Source organism: Enterococcus sp. DIV1411a (assembly GCF_050531945.1).
Lineage (GTDB): Bacteria > Bacillota > Bacilli > Lactobacillales > Enterococcaceae > Enterococcus_B > Enterococcus_B faecium.
This window is the reverse complement of record NZ_CP172892.1, coordinates 1,588,974-1,607,328: the sequence shown is the minus strand read 5'-3', so window position 1 is coordinate 1,607,328 and position 18,355 is coordinate 1,588,974. Positions and strand designations below refer to the sequence as shown.

The 18,355-nt window shown below is 38.2% G+C and carries 14 protein-coding genes; 7 read left to right on the top strand and 7 right to left on the bottom strand.

Going from position 1 to position 18,355, the window contains the following annotated elements; all coding sequences use genetic code 11:
* Positions 1-196: 196 nt before the first annotated feature.
* Positions 197-949, top strand: coding sequence for a class I SAM-dependent methyltransferase (locus IGJ87_RS07730; protein WP_002289269.1), 753 nt, complete (start codon positions 197-199; stop codon positions 947-949).
* Between the two features lie 21 nt (positions 950-970).
* On the opposite strand, the gene IGJ87_RS07725 is transcribed toward IGJ87_RS07730, so the two are convergent.
* Complete coding sequence (locus IGJ87_RS07725) at positions 971-2,125, bottom strand: hydroxymethylglutaryl-CoA synthase (RefSeq protein ID WP_002289270.1); 1,155 nt, start codon at positions 2,123-2,125, stop codon at positions 971-973.
* A gap of 184 nt (positions 2,126-2,309) precedes the next feature.
* Between IGJ87_RS07725 and IGJ87_RS07720 the strand changes: the two genes are divergently transcribed.
* On the top strand, positions 2,310-4,751 hold the full coding sequence (locus IGJ87_RS07720) for a hydroxymethylglutaryl-CoA reductase, degradative (protein WP_104770876.1): 2,442 nt from the start codon (positions 2,310-2,312) through the stop codon (positions 4,749-4,751).
* Positions 4,752-5,080: 329 nt separating this feature from the next.
* Here IGJ87_RS07720 and IGJ87_RS07715 read toward each other — a convergent pair whose 3' ends face one another.
* From IGJ87_RS07715 to IGJ87_RS07705, 3 genes are all read right to left on the bottom strand, one after another.
* Entirely contained in the window at positions 5,081-5,785 is a 705-nt protein-coding gene (locus IGJ87_RS07715; RefSeq protein WP_002289272.1) for a hypothetical protein, read from the bottom strand.
* Positions 5,786-5,971: 186 nt separating this feature from the next.
* Complete coding sequence (locus IGJ87_RS07710) at positions 5,972-6,217, bottom strand: hypothetical protein (RefSeq protein WP_002289275.1); 246 nt, start codon at positions 6,215-6,217, stop codon at positions 5,972-5,974.
* 16 nt (positions 6,218-6,233) lie between these two features.
* Positions 6,234-7,085 carry an aldo/keto reductase gene (locus IGJ87_RS07705; RefSeq protein ID WP_002319269.1) on the bottom strand — a complete coding sequence of 284 codons (852 nt, stop codon included), beginning with the start codon at positions 7,083-7,085 and terminating at the stop codon, positions 6,234-6,236.
* A gap of 165 nt (positions 7,086-7,250) precedes the next feature.
* Between IGJ87_RS07705 and IGJ87_RS07700 the strand changes: the two genes are divergently transcribed.
* Entirely contained in the window at positions 7,251-8,255 is a 1,005-nt protein-coding gene (locus IGJ87_RS07700; protein ID WP_002294378.1) for a nucleoid-associated protein, read from the top strand.
* Positions 8,256-8,549: 294 nt separating this feature from the next.
* On the opposite strand, the gene IGJ87_RS07695 is transcribed toward IGJ87_RS07700, so the two are convergent.
* Positions 8,550-8,906 (bottom strand): YxeA family protein, encoded by a 357-nt coding sequence (locus IGJ87_RS07695; RefSeq protein WP_002323408.1) that lies wholly within the window; start codon positions 8,904-8,906, stop codon positions 8,550-8,552.
* Positions 8,907-9,273: 367 nt separating this feature from the next.
* Between IGJ87_RS07695 and tuf the strand changes: the two genes are divergently transcribed.
* Complete coding sequence (gene tuf, locus IGJ87_RS07690) at positions 9,274-10,461, top strand: elongation factor Tu (protein WP_002289463.1); 1,188 nt, start codon at positions 9,274-9,276, stop codon at positions 10,459-10,461.
* Between the two features lie 187 nt (positions 10,462-10,648).
* Here tuf and mprF read toward each other — a convergent pair whose 3' ends face one another.
* Positions 10,649-13,240, bottom strand: a complete 2,592-nt coding sequence (mprF, locus tag IGJ87_RS07685; protein ID WP_002300997.1) for a bifunctional lysylphosphatidylglycerol flippase/synthetase MprF — start codon at positions 13,238-13,240, stop codon at positions 10,649-10,651.
* 25 nt (positions 13,241-13,265) lie between these two features.
* Positions 13,266-14,027 carry an alpha/beta fold hydrolase gene (locus IGJ87_RS07680; protein ID WP_172597241.1) on the bottom strand — a complete coding sequence of 254 codons (762 nt, stop codon included), beginning with the start codon at positions 14,025-14,027 and terminating at the stop codon, positions 13,266-13,268.
* 166 nt (positions 14,028-14,193) lie between these two features.
* Between IGJ87_RS07680 and IGJ87_RS07675 the strand changes: the two genes are divergently transcribed.
* The 3 genes from IGJ87_RS07675 to IGJ87_RS07665 all read left to right on the top strand — a co-directional run bounded on the left by IGJ87_RS07675 (position 14,194) and on the right by IGJ87_RS07665 (position 18,245).
* Positions 14,194-14,826 carry a lysozyme family protein gene (locus tag IGJ87_RS07675; protein ID WP_002289460.1) on the top strand — a complete coding sequence of 211 codons (633 nt, stop codon included), beginning with the start codon at positions 14,194-14,196 and terminating at the stop codon, positions 14,824-14,826.
* Between the two features lie 58 nt (positions 14,827-14,884).
* Positions 14,885-15,745 carry a DUF368 domain-containing protein gene (locus IGJ87_RS07670; protein WP_002298152.1) on the top strand — a complete coding sequence of 287 codons (861 nt, stop codon included), beginning with the start codon at positions 14,885-14,887 and terminating at the stop codon, positions 15,743-15,745.
* 184 nt (positions 15,746-15,929) lie between these two features.
* Positions 15,930-18,245, top strand: coding sequence for a cation-translocating P-type ATPase (locus IGJ87_RS07665; protein ID WP_002303731.1), 2,316 nt, complete (start codon positions 15,930-15,932; stop codon positions 18,243-18,245).
* The last annotated feature ends 110 nt before the right edge of the window (positions 18,246-18,355 follow it).

Here is an 18,355-nt window from a genome sequence, read left to right as displayed (position 1 = left end):
GAGGGTCATCTGATTGGACACTGTTTATTCGGAAAGAGGGACTTTGACACGACTTTGGTCACAGTCCCTTTTTTTATTTATGATAGACGGAAAGCCAATCATTTTATTATTCATCAAAAGAGATAGAATAGATAAAAGAGGAGAATAATTTATTCCGAAAAGTGAAAACATATAACAAAAAATTAGAGGAAATCAAATGAATGAAAAAGAATGGGATGAATTTGCTGAAGAATATTATGAAATCCAGCAAGAATCGCAAGTAACTATTGCTGAAGATGTAAAAAATTATCTGAAAACGGAGAAAGTCCTGCCTGCTGAAACAGCAGCAGACGTTGCTGGAGGATCTGGCAGATTTCTTTCCTTAGCAAAAGAAATTAATCGCTATGATTTGATCGATTTTTCTTCAGGAATGCTAGAAAATGCAAAAAAAGAAGCAGAAAAAAATGAGTTGCCAAATGTTTCCTTTATCAAACAGTCGTTAGAAGAATTTATCCAATCAAATGAGACATATGAAATGGTTTTTACAGCAGCAAATCCAGCATTGGTACATCTTATTCAATTAGAAAAATTGATGAAAAAGTCAAGCAAATGGTGCGTGATAATCAGGGTAGTGGAATCAATCGATGATGTTTTTTATCCTATCGAAAAGCAACTAGGAATGATAGAAGAAGATCCTAATACATCGCCAGTTGTAATGGATCAATTTGAAACATACTTAATTGATGAAGGATTCAAAGTGAAGAAAAAAGATTTTACTTATTTTACACAGGAATCAATTACTGAAGAATTGATGAAGCTATACTATGACGCGTACGCAAAAGATCCTGTTGTGACCAGGTACATTCGCAAACTATTCAGTGAAAAACGAGAAATCCTTAGTACGACTAAGCTGACCTATAGACTGCTCCTTTGGTCCGCAGATAAAAAAAGAACCTTTCACGACTCGTGAAGGGTTCTTTTTATGATTTTATTATATTTTGTAGTAACGAATATCATTTTCGATCTTTGTAATCGAAAAAGGTACATCTGAAGTATATTCTGCACATTCTCCGTGTTCAGGAAGCGTCTCACTGAAAATCGTTTCATATTCGTCAACAGTGATCCGTGTTCGAGAATCTAGCATCTCTTGATGAGATTGTGCGAAGAGATATTCTTGATAGTTTTCTTCCAGATAACCTGTAAAAAATTCACTTACTGCACCAGAACCGTAGCTGAATAGACCGATGCGATCTCCTGGCTGTAGTGATTTCGAATTTTCCAGTAGAGAAGTTAGCCCCAGGTATAATGAACCAGTGTAAAGATTACCGATTCGTCGGCTGTAACGGATGCTTTCTTCATAGCGAGCCATAAGACGTTCCTGATTTTCTTCGTCTGTTTGGTCTAATACGCTTTGCAATGCCTTTTTTCCCATCTTAGTATACGGAATATGGAAAGCAATCGCCTGATAATCTTCGAGTCCTCGACCCGACAATTCTTTATGTCGATTCCAAACTTTTTGGAATGATTCGATATACGTAGAATTAGATAAAGGACCATCAACAACAGGAAATTCGCTATAATCTGGACGCCAGAAATCATAGATATCTTCTGTCAGAAATACGCTGTCGTCTTCAATCGATAAAATACGCGGGTTTTGAGTGATCATCATCGCAACAGCACCGACACCTTGCGTCACTTCACCACCGCTTGCCAAGCCGTAACGAGCAATATCACTTGCTATGACTAGTACTTTTCGTTCTGGATGATTTTTGACATATTCTTTCGCCATGTGCAAAGCTGCGGTGCCACCGTAGCAAGCCTCTTTTACTTCAAAAGAACGAGCAAAAGATTGGATTTTCAGTAAATGGTGGATAATTACCGCACTCGCTTTTGAATGATCAATCCCGGATTCTGTTCCGACGATGACCATGTCGATTAGCTCACGGTCTTTTTCTGTTACGATTTTGCTGGCAGCATTTGCTCCTAGTGTAATGATGTCTTCATTTGCACGATTGACTGCCATTTGGTCTTGACCAATCCCTATATGGTATTTTGCAGGATCATCCCCACGGCTTTCTGCCAACTCTGTCATATCTAAATATAAATTAGGAATAAAAAAGGAAAGACGATCAATCCCTATTTTCATTTCAACACCTCTTTACTTATGATAAAAAACTTACTTTACTAAGGTATCATAAAAAGATTAAAAGAAATATAAAAAAGAGAATATTTAAGGATTGTTAAAATTTAATCTTAGAAAAAAATAACTGGAACAAGAGCTATTTGTTTTTACAGCAAAGAATGGTATATTTTTGTAGGAGGTGGCTTACTTGAAAGAAGTCGTTATGATAGATGCTGCAAGAACGCCGATAGGAAAGTATCGCGGAAGTTTAAGTCCATTTACTGCAGTTGAATTAGGCACACTTGTGACTAAAGGATTATTAGATAAAACAAAACTGAAAAAAGATAAAATCGATCAAGTAATATTTGGAAATGTCCTGCAAGCTGGTAATGGTCAAAATGTTGCCAGACAGATTGCTTTGAACAGCGGTCTCCCTGTAGATGTCCCAGCAATGACGATCAATGAAGTTTGCGGATCTGGTATGAAAGCAGTGATCTTAGCACGCCAGCTGATCCAATTAGGTGAAGCAGAACTTGTGATAGCCGGCGGAACAGAGAGTATGTCTCAATCACCTATGCTGAAACAGTATCAGTCAGAAACAAATGAATATGGTGAACCAATTTCCAGTATGGTCAACGACGGATTGACTGACGCATTTTCAAATGCACATATGGGATTAACCGCAGAGAAGGTTGCAACACAATTTTCTGTGAGCAGAGAAGAGCAGGATCGCTATGCCTTGTCGTCCCAGTTGAAAGCAGCACATGCTGTCGAAGTCGGTGTATTTTCTGAGGAAATCATCCCAGTCAAGATTTCTGATGAAGACGTGTTATCTGAGGATGAAGCAGTTCGTGGAAATAGTACATTGGAAAAACTGGGCACGTTACGTACAGTATTCTCAGAAGAAGGAACTGTAACAGCAGGAAATGCTTCCCCGTTGAATGACGGTGCCTCTGTGGTGATCCTTGCATCCAAAGAATACGCAGAAAATAATAATCTGCCTTATTTAGCAACCATCAAAGAAGTAGCGGAGGTCGGTATTGACCCAAGTATCATGGGAATCGCTCCAATCAAAGCCATTCAAAAATTGACAGATAGATCAGGAATGAATTTATCAACAATCGATCTTTTTGAGATCAATGAAGCATTTGCAGCTTCTTCTATCGTAGTTAGCCAAGAACTGCAGTTAGATGAAGAAAAGGTCAATATATATGGAGGAGCAATCGCATTAGGCCATCCAATTGGTGCAAGCGGTGCACGTATCTTGACTACATTAGCTTACGGATTGCTTCGTGAACAGAAGAGATACGGTATTGCTTCATTATGTATTGGTGGAGGTTTAGGCTTGGCAGTCTTGTTAGAAGCGAATATGGAGCAAACACATAAGGATGTGCAAAAAAAAAAGTTTTATCAGCTTACGCCATCTGAACGGCGCAGTCAATTAATAGAAAAAAATGTATTGACACAAGAAACTGCGTTGATTTTTCAGGAACAAACACTTTCTGAAGAGCTCTCCGATCACATGATCGAAAACCAAGTGAGTGAAGTGGAAATCCCAATGGGCATCGCGCAGAATTTTCAAATCAATGGCAAGAAAAAATGGATTCCGATGGCAACAGAGGAACCATCTGTCATTGCAGCTGCAAGTAAAGGTGCAAAAATCTGTGGAAATATCTGCGCAGAAACACCTCAGCGGCTGATGCGAGGGCAAATCGTTCTATCAGGAAAATCGGAGTATCAAGCAGTGATCAATGCAGTTAATCATCGAAAAGAAGAGCTGATTCTTTGTGCAAATGAAAGTTATCCTTCAATCGTGAAACGCGGGGGCGGTGTTCAAGATATCTCTACTCGGGAATTCATGGGGAGTTTCCATGCATACTTATCTATTGATTTTTTAGTGGATGTAAAAGATGCAATGGGCGCTAACATGATCAACTCGATTCTTGAGAGTGTGGCAAACAAGTTACGGGAGTGGTTCCCTGAAGAAGAGATTCTATTCAGTATTTTAAGTAATTTTGCTACAGAATCATTGGCTTCTGCCTGTTGTGAAATCCCATTCGAACGCTTGGGGAGAAACAAAGAAATCGGTGAACAAATTGCCAAAAAAATCCAACAGGCAGGGGAATATGCGAAGCTTGACCCTTACCGTGCAGCAACGCACAACAAAGGGATCATGAATGGTATAGAAGCTGTAGTGGCAGCTACAGGAAATGATACACGTGCGGTTAGCGCTTCGATCCACGCCTACGCGGCAAGAAATGGATTATACCAAGGATTAACAGACTGGCAGATCAAAGGGGATAAACTAGTTGGAAAACTAACGGTGCCTTTGGCTGTTGCCACAGTAGGCGGAGCTTCCAATATCCTGCCAAAAGCAAAAGCATCTTTAGCTATGTTAGATATTGATTCAGCCAAGGAACTAGCACAAGTAATTGCTGCAGTAGGGTTAGCTCAAAACCTGGCTGCTTTGCGTGCATTAGTTACAGAAGGAATCCAAAAAGGCCACATGGGACTTCAAGCTCGTTCATTAGCGATCTCAATTGGGGCTATTGGTGAGGAAATCGAGCAAGTTGCGAAAAAATTACGTGAAGCAGAAAAGATGAACCAGCAGACAGCTATACAAATATTGGAAAAAATCCGGGAAAAATAAAAAAGCAATATCTTTAGAAGAATAAAGCAAGATTTACAGTTATTTTATTTACTGCAGATCTTGCTTTTTTCTCTATCAGAAAATATGTTTATTATTAGAATTTTTTATAGTTAAGGTTAGGCATCTTAAGAAATCAGGCAACTCCAAGATATCTTCAGGTAGAAGAGAAGTCGCCTAACATTGTAGGATCATAGGTGATTTGTTGGACAGGTCAAGCTGATATTTGAGCCTGATGTTAGAAGGAATTTCTTTTTACTTGCTGTAGAAATTATTATATGACTAAAAAGGCTGGGATTTTAAATCCCAGCCTTTTATGACAAATAGAATTTTTATCGATCAGTAATCGCTGTCGCTGCAAATTGTTCGATCAAAGGAATCAAAGTCAATTTGACTTTGTATTTCCGTTCGAGTGCTTTTTCGATAACGAACTCATTTTCAGTAGTCATAGAAATAGTTGCTAATTTACGAGGTTCATCAGCATTTTTTTCATTAATAACTACTTCATGTTCATTTTGTTCTGTGTAAAATTTAGGATACTCAGCAACGGCTTTTGAAAAATCAGCAAAACTTAAAGCGGCATTCGTATCAGTTGAGCGTGTATTTTCAGTTGTGTCCGCTTTTGGTTTTTCTGTTTTTTCTTCTGGCACACTGACTGTTTCTTCTGTAACTGGTGTCGCAACAGCTTGCGCAGTTGGTTCATCGTTTTTCAATCGTTGATCATTCCAGTAAGACACGATTTCAATAAGAAGATTGTCACGGAATCGTTCGAAAATCCCGTTTTCTCCTGAACGAATTCTCTTTAATACAGTATTGAAGTTGTCATCGATTGGCACGTTGATCCGTGTATCTTCATTTGTTTTCCCAGCTAATCCGATCGTTAAGATTTGACGGTTTTTGGGATCAAGCATGACTTGTAACGGCAAACCATAACGTCGCAAGCTTTCTTCTTCTAGAGAACGGAATAATTGTCCTCTTACACCATCCAATGAAGGACGGAATTGATTTAATAATTTTTGTTTCTGTTTTTTCTTCATATGTTCTCTCCTTCGCTCATACCCTTTCGATTATAAGAAAAAAACAACCAAATGAAAAGGAGTAATGCAAAAAAACTTGCGTATACGCAAATTACAACAGAAAAATTTGCGTATTTTCCCGTTTTTTGAAAGAAAAATAAAAAATGGAACGGATTATGTATATATACATAATCCGTTCCATTCTTTCTATTTTTTCGGTATCAAGGCAAAAACAGGTAGTTCAGGTGAATAAATGACTTCATGTTCGTGCCAGGGTTTGACCATTAGCGAATGATCGAACCGTTTTTTCAGTTCTTCGATGATTTGATCATGTGTCCAGTTTCTTGCAGGAAAATGTTGGATTTTCTCTGCATCGATCAAAAAGACAAAATCGGAATGAAAAGTCTGGGTAACTTCTTCCGAGAGAGAATTCAAGCGTTCGATTGGATCCATAAAATCACCTTTCGACTTAAAATTGGGTAGTATCTGGGTCTTTTGCTTTGCCGACTACACCATCTAACTGATCGATTTGTTTCATTTCTTCTTCTGTTAATTCAAAATCAAATAATTCAGTATTTTCTTTGATTCTGCTTGGTGTCACTGACTTAGGAAGAGGAAGGAATTCGTGTTGCAGCGACCAACGCAAAGCAACTTGTGCAATCGTCTTGTCATGTGCTTCAGCGATTTGTTTCATTTCAGGCACATCGAAGATTTTACCAGTGCCTAATGGACTATATGCTTCGAGGATCATATCATGTTTTTTTGCATACTCAACTACAGTTGGCTGTAATTCGCCTGGTGCAAGGAAAACTTGATTGACCATCGGCATAATTTTTGCTGTTTTTGCTAGTGTATCTAGATGGTGGGGTAAGAAATTGCTCACACCGATTGCTTTTATTTTACCTGCTTCATACAGTTCTTCAAATGCTCGCCATGTATCTGCATTTGCTTGTTCCCAATTATCACGAAAAGCAACAGGGTTTGGCCAGTGGATCAAAAACAGATCTAAATAATCTGTTTGGAGCTTCTTCAATGATTCTTCAAAAGAAGACATCACAAGTTCATAGCTGTGGTTTGCATTCCATAATTTTGTTGTCAAGAATATCTCTTCTCTAGGAATTCCACTTTCCTTAATCGCTTGGCCGACACTTTCTTCATTCTTGTATCCTTGGGCAGTATCGATATGGCGATAACCTGCAGCCAGCGCTTCTTTAACAGAGGAAACAGCGACATCCCCATCAGGTGTTTGCCATGTGCCGAATCCTACTACCGGGATTTCGTAACCATTTGATAGACGATAAGTGCTTGTTAATGAATTCATACTTTCAGCTCCTTTTTTATTCGTTCAACTATAAGTGTAGCGCATTTTTCGAAAAAAAGAATCCATTTTGTTTCTACTCTTGAAATTTTTGTTTAAAAGAAAATGATTTTGATTCTGGTATTTTTGATTTTTTTTCCGTAAACTAAGACAGAAGGGAATGAGAAAATGGATATCTATTTAAAAAAAGCAATTCTGCATATTATTGACAGAGAAACTGGTTCTCCAGTCTTTTCACAAAAAGAGCTGGATCTGACAAAAGAATATATTCGTGATTTTCTTCAAAAGAAGATCCAAAAAATCTCTTCTGCTCAAACAAAAACTGGACAACTAGCAGAAGAAAGCATGATCGTTGAATCACTTAAAATCGCTCAAGAAAATTTTGTGGAAGCAAGTGAAGCAATCGTTCAGCGGTGGTTCGATATCTACCAAGAAAGTGAAGAAGCACCTAGTGCAGATGTATTTGTTGTTTTGTATGAATTAGATACAGTGATGTACTTATCTTTATTGAAAGTCAATTATCGTGAGGCTTACACTCACTTTGTTGAAGCAGACGAAGCAGGGATCGACAACCGCTTGATTTTGAATCGAGCAATTCTAGGGGCGAAAACACAAAAAGCAGATGAAGCATTCGCTGTGAATTTGACTGATTGGACCTACGAATTAATTGAAAAAAAATATGAGTTTTCTGGCAAAAAAGAGCTTTATTTTTCTGGAAGAGTGATCGAAAGTGTTCCTGCACCTTCTTTAGAAGAAAATGTAAAAGTGATCCAAAAAGTAGCCAAGCATCTTGGAAAAAAATTTGAGACAGAAGAATTTGATATCATGGCTGATTTGAAAGAAGCTGTCTATGATACGATAGAAGAAAAAGGTCGGTTGGATCATGAGATGATTGCGGAAAAAGTCTTCAAGGAAAACATCACGGCAAAAATGGCTTTTAAAGAAGAAGTACAAGAGCAAGGATTTGTCCCAGAAGCACCTCCTGTAAAAGAAGTACAAGAAATTTCTGAGAAAAAATTTGGAAAACAAAAATTCAAGCTATCAAACGGGATCGAACTGATCGTACCAGTAGATGTATATCGCAACCCAGATTTGATTGAATTTGTGAATAATCCGGATGGTACGATATCCGTGATGATCAAAAATGTGGATGAAGTATTGAATCGTTTATAAAAATGACTAGAACATTAGGTGTTCAAGTACCAGTGATCAGTTAAATGAATTGTGTCAAGAGAAGGATCGGAAAAGACGAATATAACAAAAAAAGAGCGTGAGACAAAAGTAAAGAACACTTTTGTCTCACGCTCTAAACACGTATAAATGGCGGAAGCAGAAGCAACTCCTTCGGAAATAAGCTGAAATTCACAAAAATTTGAAAAGCAATTTTCGTGAATTTCTTCTTATTTCTTGGAGTTAAACGCTTCTGTCCCAGCCTCTTTTTATCTAATAAAATTTTAAGACCATTTACTAATTATCGATTTTTTCTGCCGCATTTTTAGGCACTTCAGAAGCCTTTATTTCTTCCCAGCTTAATACACCTTTACGAGGATTGACTTTGAGTTTAAGATACGCATTCATCTTTAATGGATGTTCTCTTTCTTCGCGAAGCGTCACCTGTTTTTTTTCACCATCTTTATTATAAGCCGCTTGCTTGTAGGTATAAGTCGTGAATTTCTCTCCGCTATCTGCTTGGGTAGCTGACATTTCGCCATTCGTCGTGATTTTTGTATAATAAGCTTCGCCGCCGTAAAAATAATGATAAGCTGCAAAACTTCCGCCGAGAAATATGCCTAAAACGACAAGTACGCCAATTAATTTTTTCATGTACTTCACCTCTTTCCTTATTATTAACGAAATAGAAGATTTCGTCTATTGAAAGTTGTTGGCAACAGCTGAATTTTAAACTTTTCCTCATTTTGTTCTTATTGCTTCAAAAGAAAGTTAAGGACTATCTTGAAGTTTTTCTCAAAAAACACATTTTTTTATTTATAAAAGGTACTTTTTTCGCGTATAAGACAAGCGAGTGCTCTTAGTTGACTTTGACCAATATTGACGTATAATAAGCTTAGTTCTAATCTTACAAAAAGTAAGTCGGACGTATTCTTTTTGATTTAGTCAAAAAAAGACTATAATAAAAAGGTGAGAGCTGAAATTTTTCAGTGATCTATATTATTTAGGAGGTTTGTAAATTATGGCAAAAGAACATTATGACAGAAGTAAACCACACGTTAACATTGGTACGATTGGACACGTTGACCATGGGAAAACTACTTTAACTGCTGCGATCACTACAGTATTAGGCAAAAAAGGCCTAGCAAATCCTCAAGACTATGCTAGTATTGATGCAGCTCCAGAAGAACGTGAACGTGGGATTACGATCAATACCGCACACGTAGAATATGAAACAGAAAAACGCCACTACGCGCATATTGATGCACCAGGACACGCGGACTATGTGAAAAACATGATTACAGGGGCAGCACAAATGGATGGTGCAATCTTAGTTGTTTCTGCAACTGACGGTCCGATGCCTCAAACACGTGAACACATTTTATTGTCACGCCAAGTTGGTGTAAAATACCTGATTGTTTTCTTGAACAAAGTTGATTTAGTCGATGATGAAGAATTGATCGATTTGGTAGAAATGGAAGTTCGCGAGTTATTGAGCGAATATGGTTTCCCAGGCGATGACACTCCTGTGATCAAAGGTTCCGCATTAAAAGCATTGCAAGGCGATCCAGATGCTGAAGCTGCTATTATGGAATTGATGGATACAGTAGATGAATATATCCCAACACCAGAACGTGATACAGATAAACCATTACTATTGCCAGTGGAAGACGTCTTCTCAATTACAGGTCGAGGAACTGTTGCCTCAGGTCGTATTGATCGTGGTGCTGTTCGTGTCGGTGATGAGGTAGAGATCGTAGGGATCAAACCTGAAACACAAAAAGCAGTTGTAACAGGTGTAGAAATGTTCCGTAAAACGTTAGATTACGGGGAAGCTGGGGATAACGTAGGCGTGTTGTTACGGGGGATCCAACGTGACGATATCGAACGTGGACAAGTACTTGCTAAACCAGGTTCCATTACTCCACATACAAAATTCAAAGCAGAAGTGTACGTGTTGACAAAAGAAGAAGGTGGACGTCATACTCCATTCTTCAACAACTATCGTCCACAGTTCTACTTCCGCACAACTGATGTTACAGGAACAATCACATTGCCAGAAGATACAGAAATGGTCATGCCTGGTGACAACGTGACGATTGATGTTGACTTGATCCATCCAATCGCTGTTGAAAACGGAACGACATTCTCAATTCGTGAAGGCGGACGGACAGTAGGTTCAGGTATCGTTACAGAGATCGAAGCATAAGAAACGCGACTCGAATATTTTGGTAATGAAAAATGTTTAAAATAAAAGAGCGGTCCAAACAGGATTTCTGTTTGGACCGCTCTTTGTTCTTCAATTGTATAAGAAGAGATTGTAGAAGCATGAACTTTCGTTTTACTTCAGTCTCTTTTATTCATCATGAGAGTGTTCATCTATCGGTATGCAGTTTTTAATACTTTCTTCGTATCCATTTTTTCAAACCACTTATTCTACCTTGTGTCTGCTCAACTGGCGCATTATCAATAATCAGCAAAGCAATCATAACATATGCAATCCAACTATCTCTAGAATATAGAGTATAACGTGAGACCCAGTTTGTAGCGTACTTGCTTTTATATTCTCTTAATCCATGGAAAGAATAAAAATGAGAACCAAACTCGTAAACCAAGTATGCAATCCTTTCCTGTAAAAAACTCTTTCTGGAAGTTCCGACATTTGAAAGAGGGGCCATCCCTAAATTGAACCATTGGATATGTTCTTCTTTCATATAGGCAAACAAATGCAAGAACAAGAAATCCATACTGCCAGAAGGTGCTTTTTTAGGATCATATCGCATCAGATCAATCGTTCCTACTTTATTGTTCGTGTAAGTAGGCATGATCGTTGCAAAAGCGACAATTTCTTCTTGGGTATTTTTGACAACTGCAATAGGCGCTCTTTGTAGATAATCTTCAGAGAAAAAGCCTAAAGAAAACCCTTTTTCCTTTCGTGAACCCAACCAATTATCAGAGATATTTTTGAAAGTACTCATTTGCTCAGTAGAAAATGGTGGTTGTAAGACATCAAATGTAAATCCTTCTCGTTCGATCCGATTCAAGACAGCACGAGTGCCCTTCATTTTTTTCCCTGAAGTTGTAAAACTATTCAGGTCTACATAAGCTTCTTCCCCCATCTTAATGAAATCGTAGCCGAATTCATGCAAAATCATAACAATCTCTTCGCTTGTTTCGTAGAAAACTGGTAAATAGCATAGTCGATCTGTTTCTTCGATAAAAGCTTCGATTGCTTCTGGAAAATCTTCTTTCTTACCAGAAGGATCACCCATTACAATACATTTATTATTGAAGCAAGCGAATTGGAGAAGAACAGTTGGTTCACCGTCTTTTTCATAGGCAAACATCCGCTTATCTTTTAAGAAGATCAATTGACTATCGGAGTTTCCTCCATAAGTTGTAAGGATCTTCAGGGCCTTTTCTTCATTAAAGGCTTCGCCAATCTGTTTCTTTTCTCCTTGAAGGAAATGAACAAATAGAACGATCATGAAACTAACAGCGATGATGGCCAACAATCCCGAAAACCAAATCTTTTCAGAAGGAAATAAGAAAAAGGAAATAAAATGGTGACGCCGATGAGGGAAATCCGGCAGATTGTATACCCCAATAACGATGTAAAGCAAGGACAGTGCACCAATAATGATTCCATCGATCGTACGCCACTCCCATGAATAGATCAATTGTTCCCGAAATAATTCGTTTTTAGAAGCAAGAATGATCAGAAGCAGAATAGACAAGAAAACCACCGGTGTGAAACTAAAATCACTTAATAAAACATAAAGTAAAGCTAGAACAATCAAGAAGATTGTAGGCAAATATGCTCGTTTCACACGTGCTGCGATCCCTCTGCCCATAATGATTAAAAGAAATCCCAATAGTATACTAGGAAATTGGATAATAAAATGAAATTTCAATGGGTTCAAACTATGAAGCCAGCGAAACTCTGTAAAAGCTTGCGGGATAGTGGCAGAAAGTACTAGCATGATTCCAGAAAAGTATAATAAGACAACCACGATTTTATGCGCAATTTCTGTTGCTAATTGTTTAGGGATACCAGAATAACGCTGATCAAAAGTGGAACCGATATTTTTGAAGAAAAAGACGATTCCAATCAAAAACGGAATGATGTAGTAGAACAGGCGATAGAGCAAGATCCACACAACGACTATTTCTCTTGGCACACCAATAGCGGACAACCCGATAATCATCATTACATCGAAACTCCCAATTTCTCCTGGAATCATAGACACGATTCCTATCACTGAAGCAGCAATGAATAACGGAATTGTTTGCCACAGATCAATCCGGATTTCCATTAAATAACCAACAGAAAGGAAACTAAACAGGACACCGGTCCATTCCAACAATGAAACTAGCAATAGCTGTCCTTGAGTTTTAAGTGAGGTACCACCAAGGAATCCTTTCTTTTTGAAAGTAGTAAATAAAAAGACGACAGGAAAATATAGACCGCCGCCGATCAACCATATCCAATATTGCTTCAAAAAAGGAGCAACTGGCGTGAAGACTACAAGTAAAAAAGAAAGCAGACTGTAAATAGAAAGTCCAGCCATCAAAAACAAGAAAACTTTCGATAATGCTTGGATCACGTTTCTGCTCTCTTTCTTTTGTCCATATAGTTCAGAGCGAAGCCCCACACTAACAAACCCGCCGAAACCGGCAATATTGTTGATTGTATTGATCAGCCAGCTTGTCTCAAACAAGTAACGAGGATTCTGCTTTTGTTCAAGCATCCGATTCAAAATAATATCATAACCAATCATAGGTAACACAGAGACAAGACCAATCAACAGCATAAGTCCGCTTTTCCATACAGGTATAGTGGCAAACGTTTCTCCTAATTGCTGGATAGATAGAGTTTTACCGATGGACATCAATTCACCGACAATAATGACAATGACAGAAATCAAAAAGATTGTTTTGAACAGTCCTAGGTGGTTTTTCAGCCATTGTATGGTATTTTTTAACAAATAAATCACCTTCTATTCCTAATAGTTATGTTTCAGAAAGAAATTGAAGAACTTCTCGATTGAAGCGTTCAGGATCTTTTCTAGCTAATTCATGTCCTTGTTCTTTCACAAGCACAAAGGAAGCTTTTGGTATAGTTTTAGCTATATACAAAGAATGTTTTAGCTTGATTATATCTTTTTTTCCCACGATGATCAAAGTGGGGGAGTTGATTTTTTTTAAATCATTTTCTGTAAGCCCGATGTCATGCAGCAAAAGTTTGATAACTAAAAGATTTTTGCGAAGACTTGGGCGAAATAAAGAGAGTAACCATACCCATGCATAATGAATATTACTGATGACTCTGGCAGAAAAACGAACGCCTTTAACAAGCGTGTTTCCAGAATTTAAAATCAATCGATGAACTTTTTTAGGGAAGCTGCTGGCAAATACCAGTGCTAGATTTGCTCCATCACTAAATCCAAGAAAATCTGCCTGATCCATTTTTTCCAGCAACATGATCGTATTCAGATCCTCGGCCATTAACTGAAAATTCAACATAGATGCTTCGTTTGTCGAACGACCATGTCCTCGGCTATCTACTAGATACACGGTATAGTAGCGTTCGAGTACAGGGACCTGTTCTGAAAAAAAGCGGCCGCTGCCGTCATTGCCATGCAGTAAAAAGAGAGGGAAGCCTTGACCGCTCTTTTCATAGTAAATTTCGCTCCCATCTGGCATTTTTGCATATTTCTTTTCTTTTTTCACATAATCACCTACTGTGTAAAGTATAACGATTATATCAGTCATTGGGCAATTGTTTTTACTGAAAAACAACGATCATTTTCGTAAGATGACAAAAAATACAGGAAAATTCATTTTTTCTTAAGGCGTACACAGAAATCAAGGAAGAAATAGCCAAGAAGATAAAGAAATAGTAAGATAAAAAAAGATGTCAAAATAACTAGGTGATGAAATGAAGCGAAAACGATTATCTATTATCCGTATTCTTTTTTACATGATCATTCTGACGGTTATTGGTGCGGTGTTGTTTTTAGGAGGAAGAACTTATCGTTCGGTAAAACGAGTGGAAAGCTATCAAATAGAAATAACAACAGCTGCAAAAAATTATCATATGGAAAACTACGAGAATTTGATCAAGGCGATAATATTGACCGAATCAAAAGGAAAAGGGACAGATCTCATGCAGAGCTCGGAAAGTCTGCATGGAGAAGCTGAGATCATTGATAATCCAGCTGACAGTATTGATCAAGGTGTCAAATATTTGGCGGAAATGATAGTAGAAGCAAAGAAACAAGGATGCGATTTATGGACAGCTGTCCAAGCATATAATTTTGGGAAAGATTATATTGCCTATGTAAAAAATCATGGCGGAGAAAACACAGTAGAATTAGCAGAAGCGTATTCTAAAGATGTGCTGAGCCCACTTTTAGGAAATGAGGAAGGGAAACAATACCGATATTGGCGGATCCAGTCCTTGCTTTACAATGGCGGCTATCTCTATCATAATGGAGGTAACATGTTTTATCCTGATATTGTCAAAATGAATGAAAAAATAATAGAGACCTATGAAAAAGTCTTTAAGTAAAATAGCAGGAAATGTTCAATCATGAATAAAATTAAATGAAAGAAGGAGTGCGCAAATAGTGGAAAAAAGGCAAAAAATGGAAAATCAAAAAGTGGGGTACACAACCAAAGACTGGATGTTACGGTTTGTGAAGGGAATGTTTATCGGTTCAGGATTTATCTTGCCAGGAGTCAGCGGTGGTGCATTAGCAGCTGTCTTTGGCATGTATGAGCGGCTGATTTCTTTTTTAGCCCACCTTACAAAAAATTTCAAAGAAAATGTTTTGTTTTTTCTGCCTGTTGGTCTAGGCGGAGTGACAGGCATCTTTCTACTTTCTTTTTTAGTCAGTTTTTTATTAGGTGCGTATGAAACAACGATATTATGGTTTTTTGTCGGATGTATCGCTGGAACTGTTCCTGCGTTATGGAAAGAAGCAGGGAAAAAAGGAAGAGATACTTCTGATGTGATCATCATGGTTGTTACTTTTGTTCTGGCTTATTTGTTTTTATTATACGGCGCTCAATTATTTGACGGGCAAGTCGATCAGAATTTTGGAACATGGCTGATTGCCGGCGGATTGATTGGTTTGGGTATGATCGTCCCAGGATTGAGCCCTTCTAATTTTTTGGTGTATATGGGATTGTATAAAGCGATGGCTGACGGATTTAAAGAAGTACGACTTGAAGTGATTGTGCCGATCGGAATTGGTGGGATTCTTTGTGTTCTTGGATTGTCAAAAATCATGGATTACATTTTCTCAAAGGCATATAGCAAGCTATTCCATTTCATTTTAGGTGTAGTTTTTGCTTCAACGATTATGATCATTCCTACCGATTACGCGGGATTGGGAGTTGCTGGGGTACTAGCTTGTCCTGTTCTTTTTATAGCCGGTACAGCACTAGGTTGGTGGATGAGCCGTTTGGAGGAACAATATAAGTAAAGATAGATTGATAATAAAAACAGCACACGGGTGATTCAAACAAAAAGGTTGGCATCTTTTTTGTAAAATCATTCGTGTGTTTTTCTATAAATTTTATAAAAACAAGTTGTTTTTAATCTTGGAACACGCTAGACTTAAACACGTGATTATTTTTGAAAGTTGGCGGAAAATGGAGAAAAAGAAAATGAATGGACTTACACAGCAAGAGGTAGTTCAGAAAATGGCTTCTGGCCAGCAAAATGACTACCAGGAAGATGCATCAAAAAGTACAAAACAAATATTCAGCGATAATATATTGACGTTATTCAATTTTCTGAACTTTGGTATTGGGATTTGTCTGTTATTTGTAGGTGCGTATTCCAACATGGCGTATTTAGCAATTATTGTCGTCAATATCGTTATTGGAATTTATCAAGAAATACATGCAAGAAATCTTGTACGGAAATTATCGATTGTTTCCCAATCAGAAGTACTAGTGATCCGGGACGGTAAAGAACAATCGATTTCTACTAAAGAGCTGGTATTAGGAGATTTGGTAAAAATTGGAGCAGGAGAACAGATACCAGCCGATTTACAGGTTATATCTGGACGGGCAGAAGCAAATGAAGCTCTTTTGACAGGCGAATCTGATTTGATTGTCAAAGAAACTGGAGCTGAATTGCTTTCTGGAAGCTTTTTGACAAGCGGTTCTGTCATGGCTGAAGTTATCCGAGTAGGTGCAGATAATTATGCTGTCCGCTTGACTAGCGAGGCAAAGACTCACAAAGCTATTCGTTCTGAACTTGTAGATTCGATTCGCAAAGTATCCAAATTCACTAGTTTCGTGATTATTCCTTTGGGGATCATACTATTTTTGGAAGCACTGTTCATCCGCGATGCTTCTATCAAAATTTCTGTTATTGCATCTGCAGCAGCTTTGTTAGGCATGCTTCCAAAGGGTTTGGTATTGCTAATAAGTATTGCATTAACGACAGGGGTAACCAAACTGGCAAAAAAACGAATCCTTGTTCAAGACATGTATTCAATTGAAACGCTGGCCCATGTCGATACATTATGCTTGGATAAAACAGGGACCATTACTGAAGGAAAAATGAGTATCCAGCGGGTAGAAGCACTACATCCGCTGTACGAGAAAGCCATCCCAGAAATTATGGGGACGTATCTGGCAGAAAGCAGTGATAACAACATCACTATGCGGGCTATGAGAGATTATTTTGAGCTTTCTAATCGGTATGATGTGACAAACAAAGTCGCATTTTCTTCTGATCGCAAATGGGGCGCGATGGAATTTCCAGAACTGGGAGTCGTGTACGTAGGAGCGCCTGAACGTTTGGTGGAAGAAGATCGGCTTCCGGACAGTCTAAAAACAGCCCAAGCGAATGGCTATCGCGTACTTATGTTAGGGATCGCTCCAAATCAGCAATTGAACGAAGAAAAACCAGCATTTGTTGAGCCGGTTGCTCTGTTTGAAATCGATGATCCAATCCGAAAAAACGCTCAAGAAACACTAGCTTATCTTCATGAGGAAGGTGTGGATCTGAAAGTGATTTCTGGAGACAATCCTTTTACTGTCTCCAATATCGCTAGACGTGCAGGATTACCGAATTATGATGCGTATGTCGATCTTTCTCAAATTACTGAAGAAATGGAAGTGCGAGAAGCTGCTCATCGCTATACGGTTTTTGGACGAGTGAGTCCTCAGCAAAAGAAATTGCTGGTAAATGAATTGAAAGAAAGCGGCAGAACGGTTGCAATGACAGGCGACGGTGTGAATGATGTTTTGGCGTTAAGAGAAGCAGATTGTAGCATTGCTATGGCAGAAGGTGATGGAGCAACACGTCAGATTGCGAATCTGGTATTGTTGGACTCTGATTTTACTACATTGCCAGAAGTCCTGTTTGAAGGACGCCGAGTGGTCAACAATGTGACGAAAGTCTCAGGCATCTTTTTTATCAAAACGATTTATTCATTTATTTTATCGATTATATGTGCCGTTACAGCAATTGGATTTCCGTTTATCCCTATCCAAATCACGCTGATTGATTTAGCGATTGAAGGGTATCCTTCCTTCTTTTTATCTTTTGAACAAGATAAAAGAAAAATCACTTACCGTTATTTGCCTACAGCACTTATTAATGCTTTACCAAATGCCTTGCTTGTAGTAGTGAATATCATTGCGGTGTATCTACTTGGAAAAACATTCGCATGGGGAAATGCTGAAACTACTACTTTGATGTATTACTTGCTGATTGGGATCAGTTGCATGGCAGTTGTAAAAGCTTGTTATCCCTTCAACCCATTGCGCATCTTCCTAGCAGTAACGACGATCGTAGGGATATATGTAGCTGCAATGCTGTTCCATGGAATTTTGGAAGTAAACTTAGGGTTGGGAGAGAGCGTAGGATACTTCTTTGTATTCATGCTCGTAAATATTGTTCTTCGAGTTTTGTACTGGAAGGCTGATATTCAAAATCAGTTACTGAAAAGAGTAGCAAATTGATGCTTAATGAGATAGAAATGTGTTATACTTGAAAAAGCAATGAAATATGATACAATCAAACATGTATAATTGTGTCCTTTAAAATCGCACTGATTTCAGTTAGTGCGATT

What these genes read in the sequence shown, in the direction of transcription:
- IGJ87_RS07730 (WP_002289269.1), top strand. Translation starts at nt 197, where the DNA reads ATGAATGAAAAAGAATGGGATGAATTTGCTGAAGAATATTATGAAATC.
- IGJ87_RS07725 (WP_002289270.1), bottom strand. Translation starts at nt 2,125, where the DNA reads ATGAAAATAGGGATTGATCGTCTTTCCTTTTTTATTCCTAATTTATAT.
- IGJ87_RS07715 (WP_002289272.1), bottom strand. Translation starts at nt 5,785, where the DNA reads ATGAAGAAAAAACAGAAACAAAAATTATTAAATCAATTCCGTCCTTCA.
- IGJ87_RS07710 (WP_002289275.1), bottom strand. Translation starts at nt 6,217, where the DNA reads ATGGATCCAATCGAACGCTTGAATTCTCTCTCGGAAGAAGTTACCCAG.
- IGJ87_RS07705 (WP_002319269.1), bottom strand. Translation starts at nt 7,085, where the DNA reads ATGAATTCATTAACAAGCACTTATCGTCTATCAAATGGTTACGAAATC.
- IGJ87_RS07700 (WP_002294378.1), top strand. Translation starts at nt 7,251, where the DNA reads ATGGATATCTATTTAAAAAAAGCAATTCTGCATATTATTGACAGAGAA.
- IGJ87_RS07695 (WP_002323408.1), bottom strand. Translation starts at nt 8,906, where the DNA reads ATGAAAAAATTAATTGGCGTACTTGTCGTTTTAGGCATATTTCTCGGC.
- tuf (WP_002289463.1), top strand. Translation starts at nt 9,274, where the DNA reads ATGGCAAAAGAACATTATGACAGAAGTAAACCACACGTTAACATTGGT.
- IGJ87_RS07680 (WP_172597241.1), bottom strand. Translation starts at nt 14,027, where the DNA reads ATGACTGATATAATCGTTATACTTTACACAGTAGGTGATTATGTGAAA.
- IGJ87_RS07675 (WP_002289460.1), top strand. Translation starts at nt 14,194, where the DNA reads ATGAAGCGAAAACGATTATCTATTATCCGTATTCTTTTTTACATGATC.
- IGJ87_RS07665 (WP_002303731.1), top strand. Translation starts at nt 15,930, where the DNA reads ATGAATGGACTTACACAGCAAGAGGTAGTTCAGAAAATGGCTTCTGGC.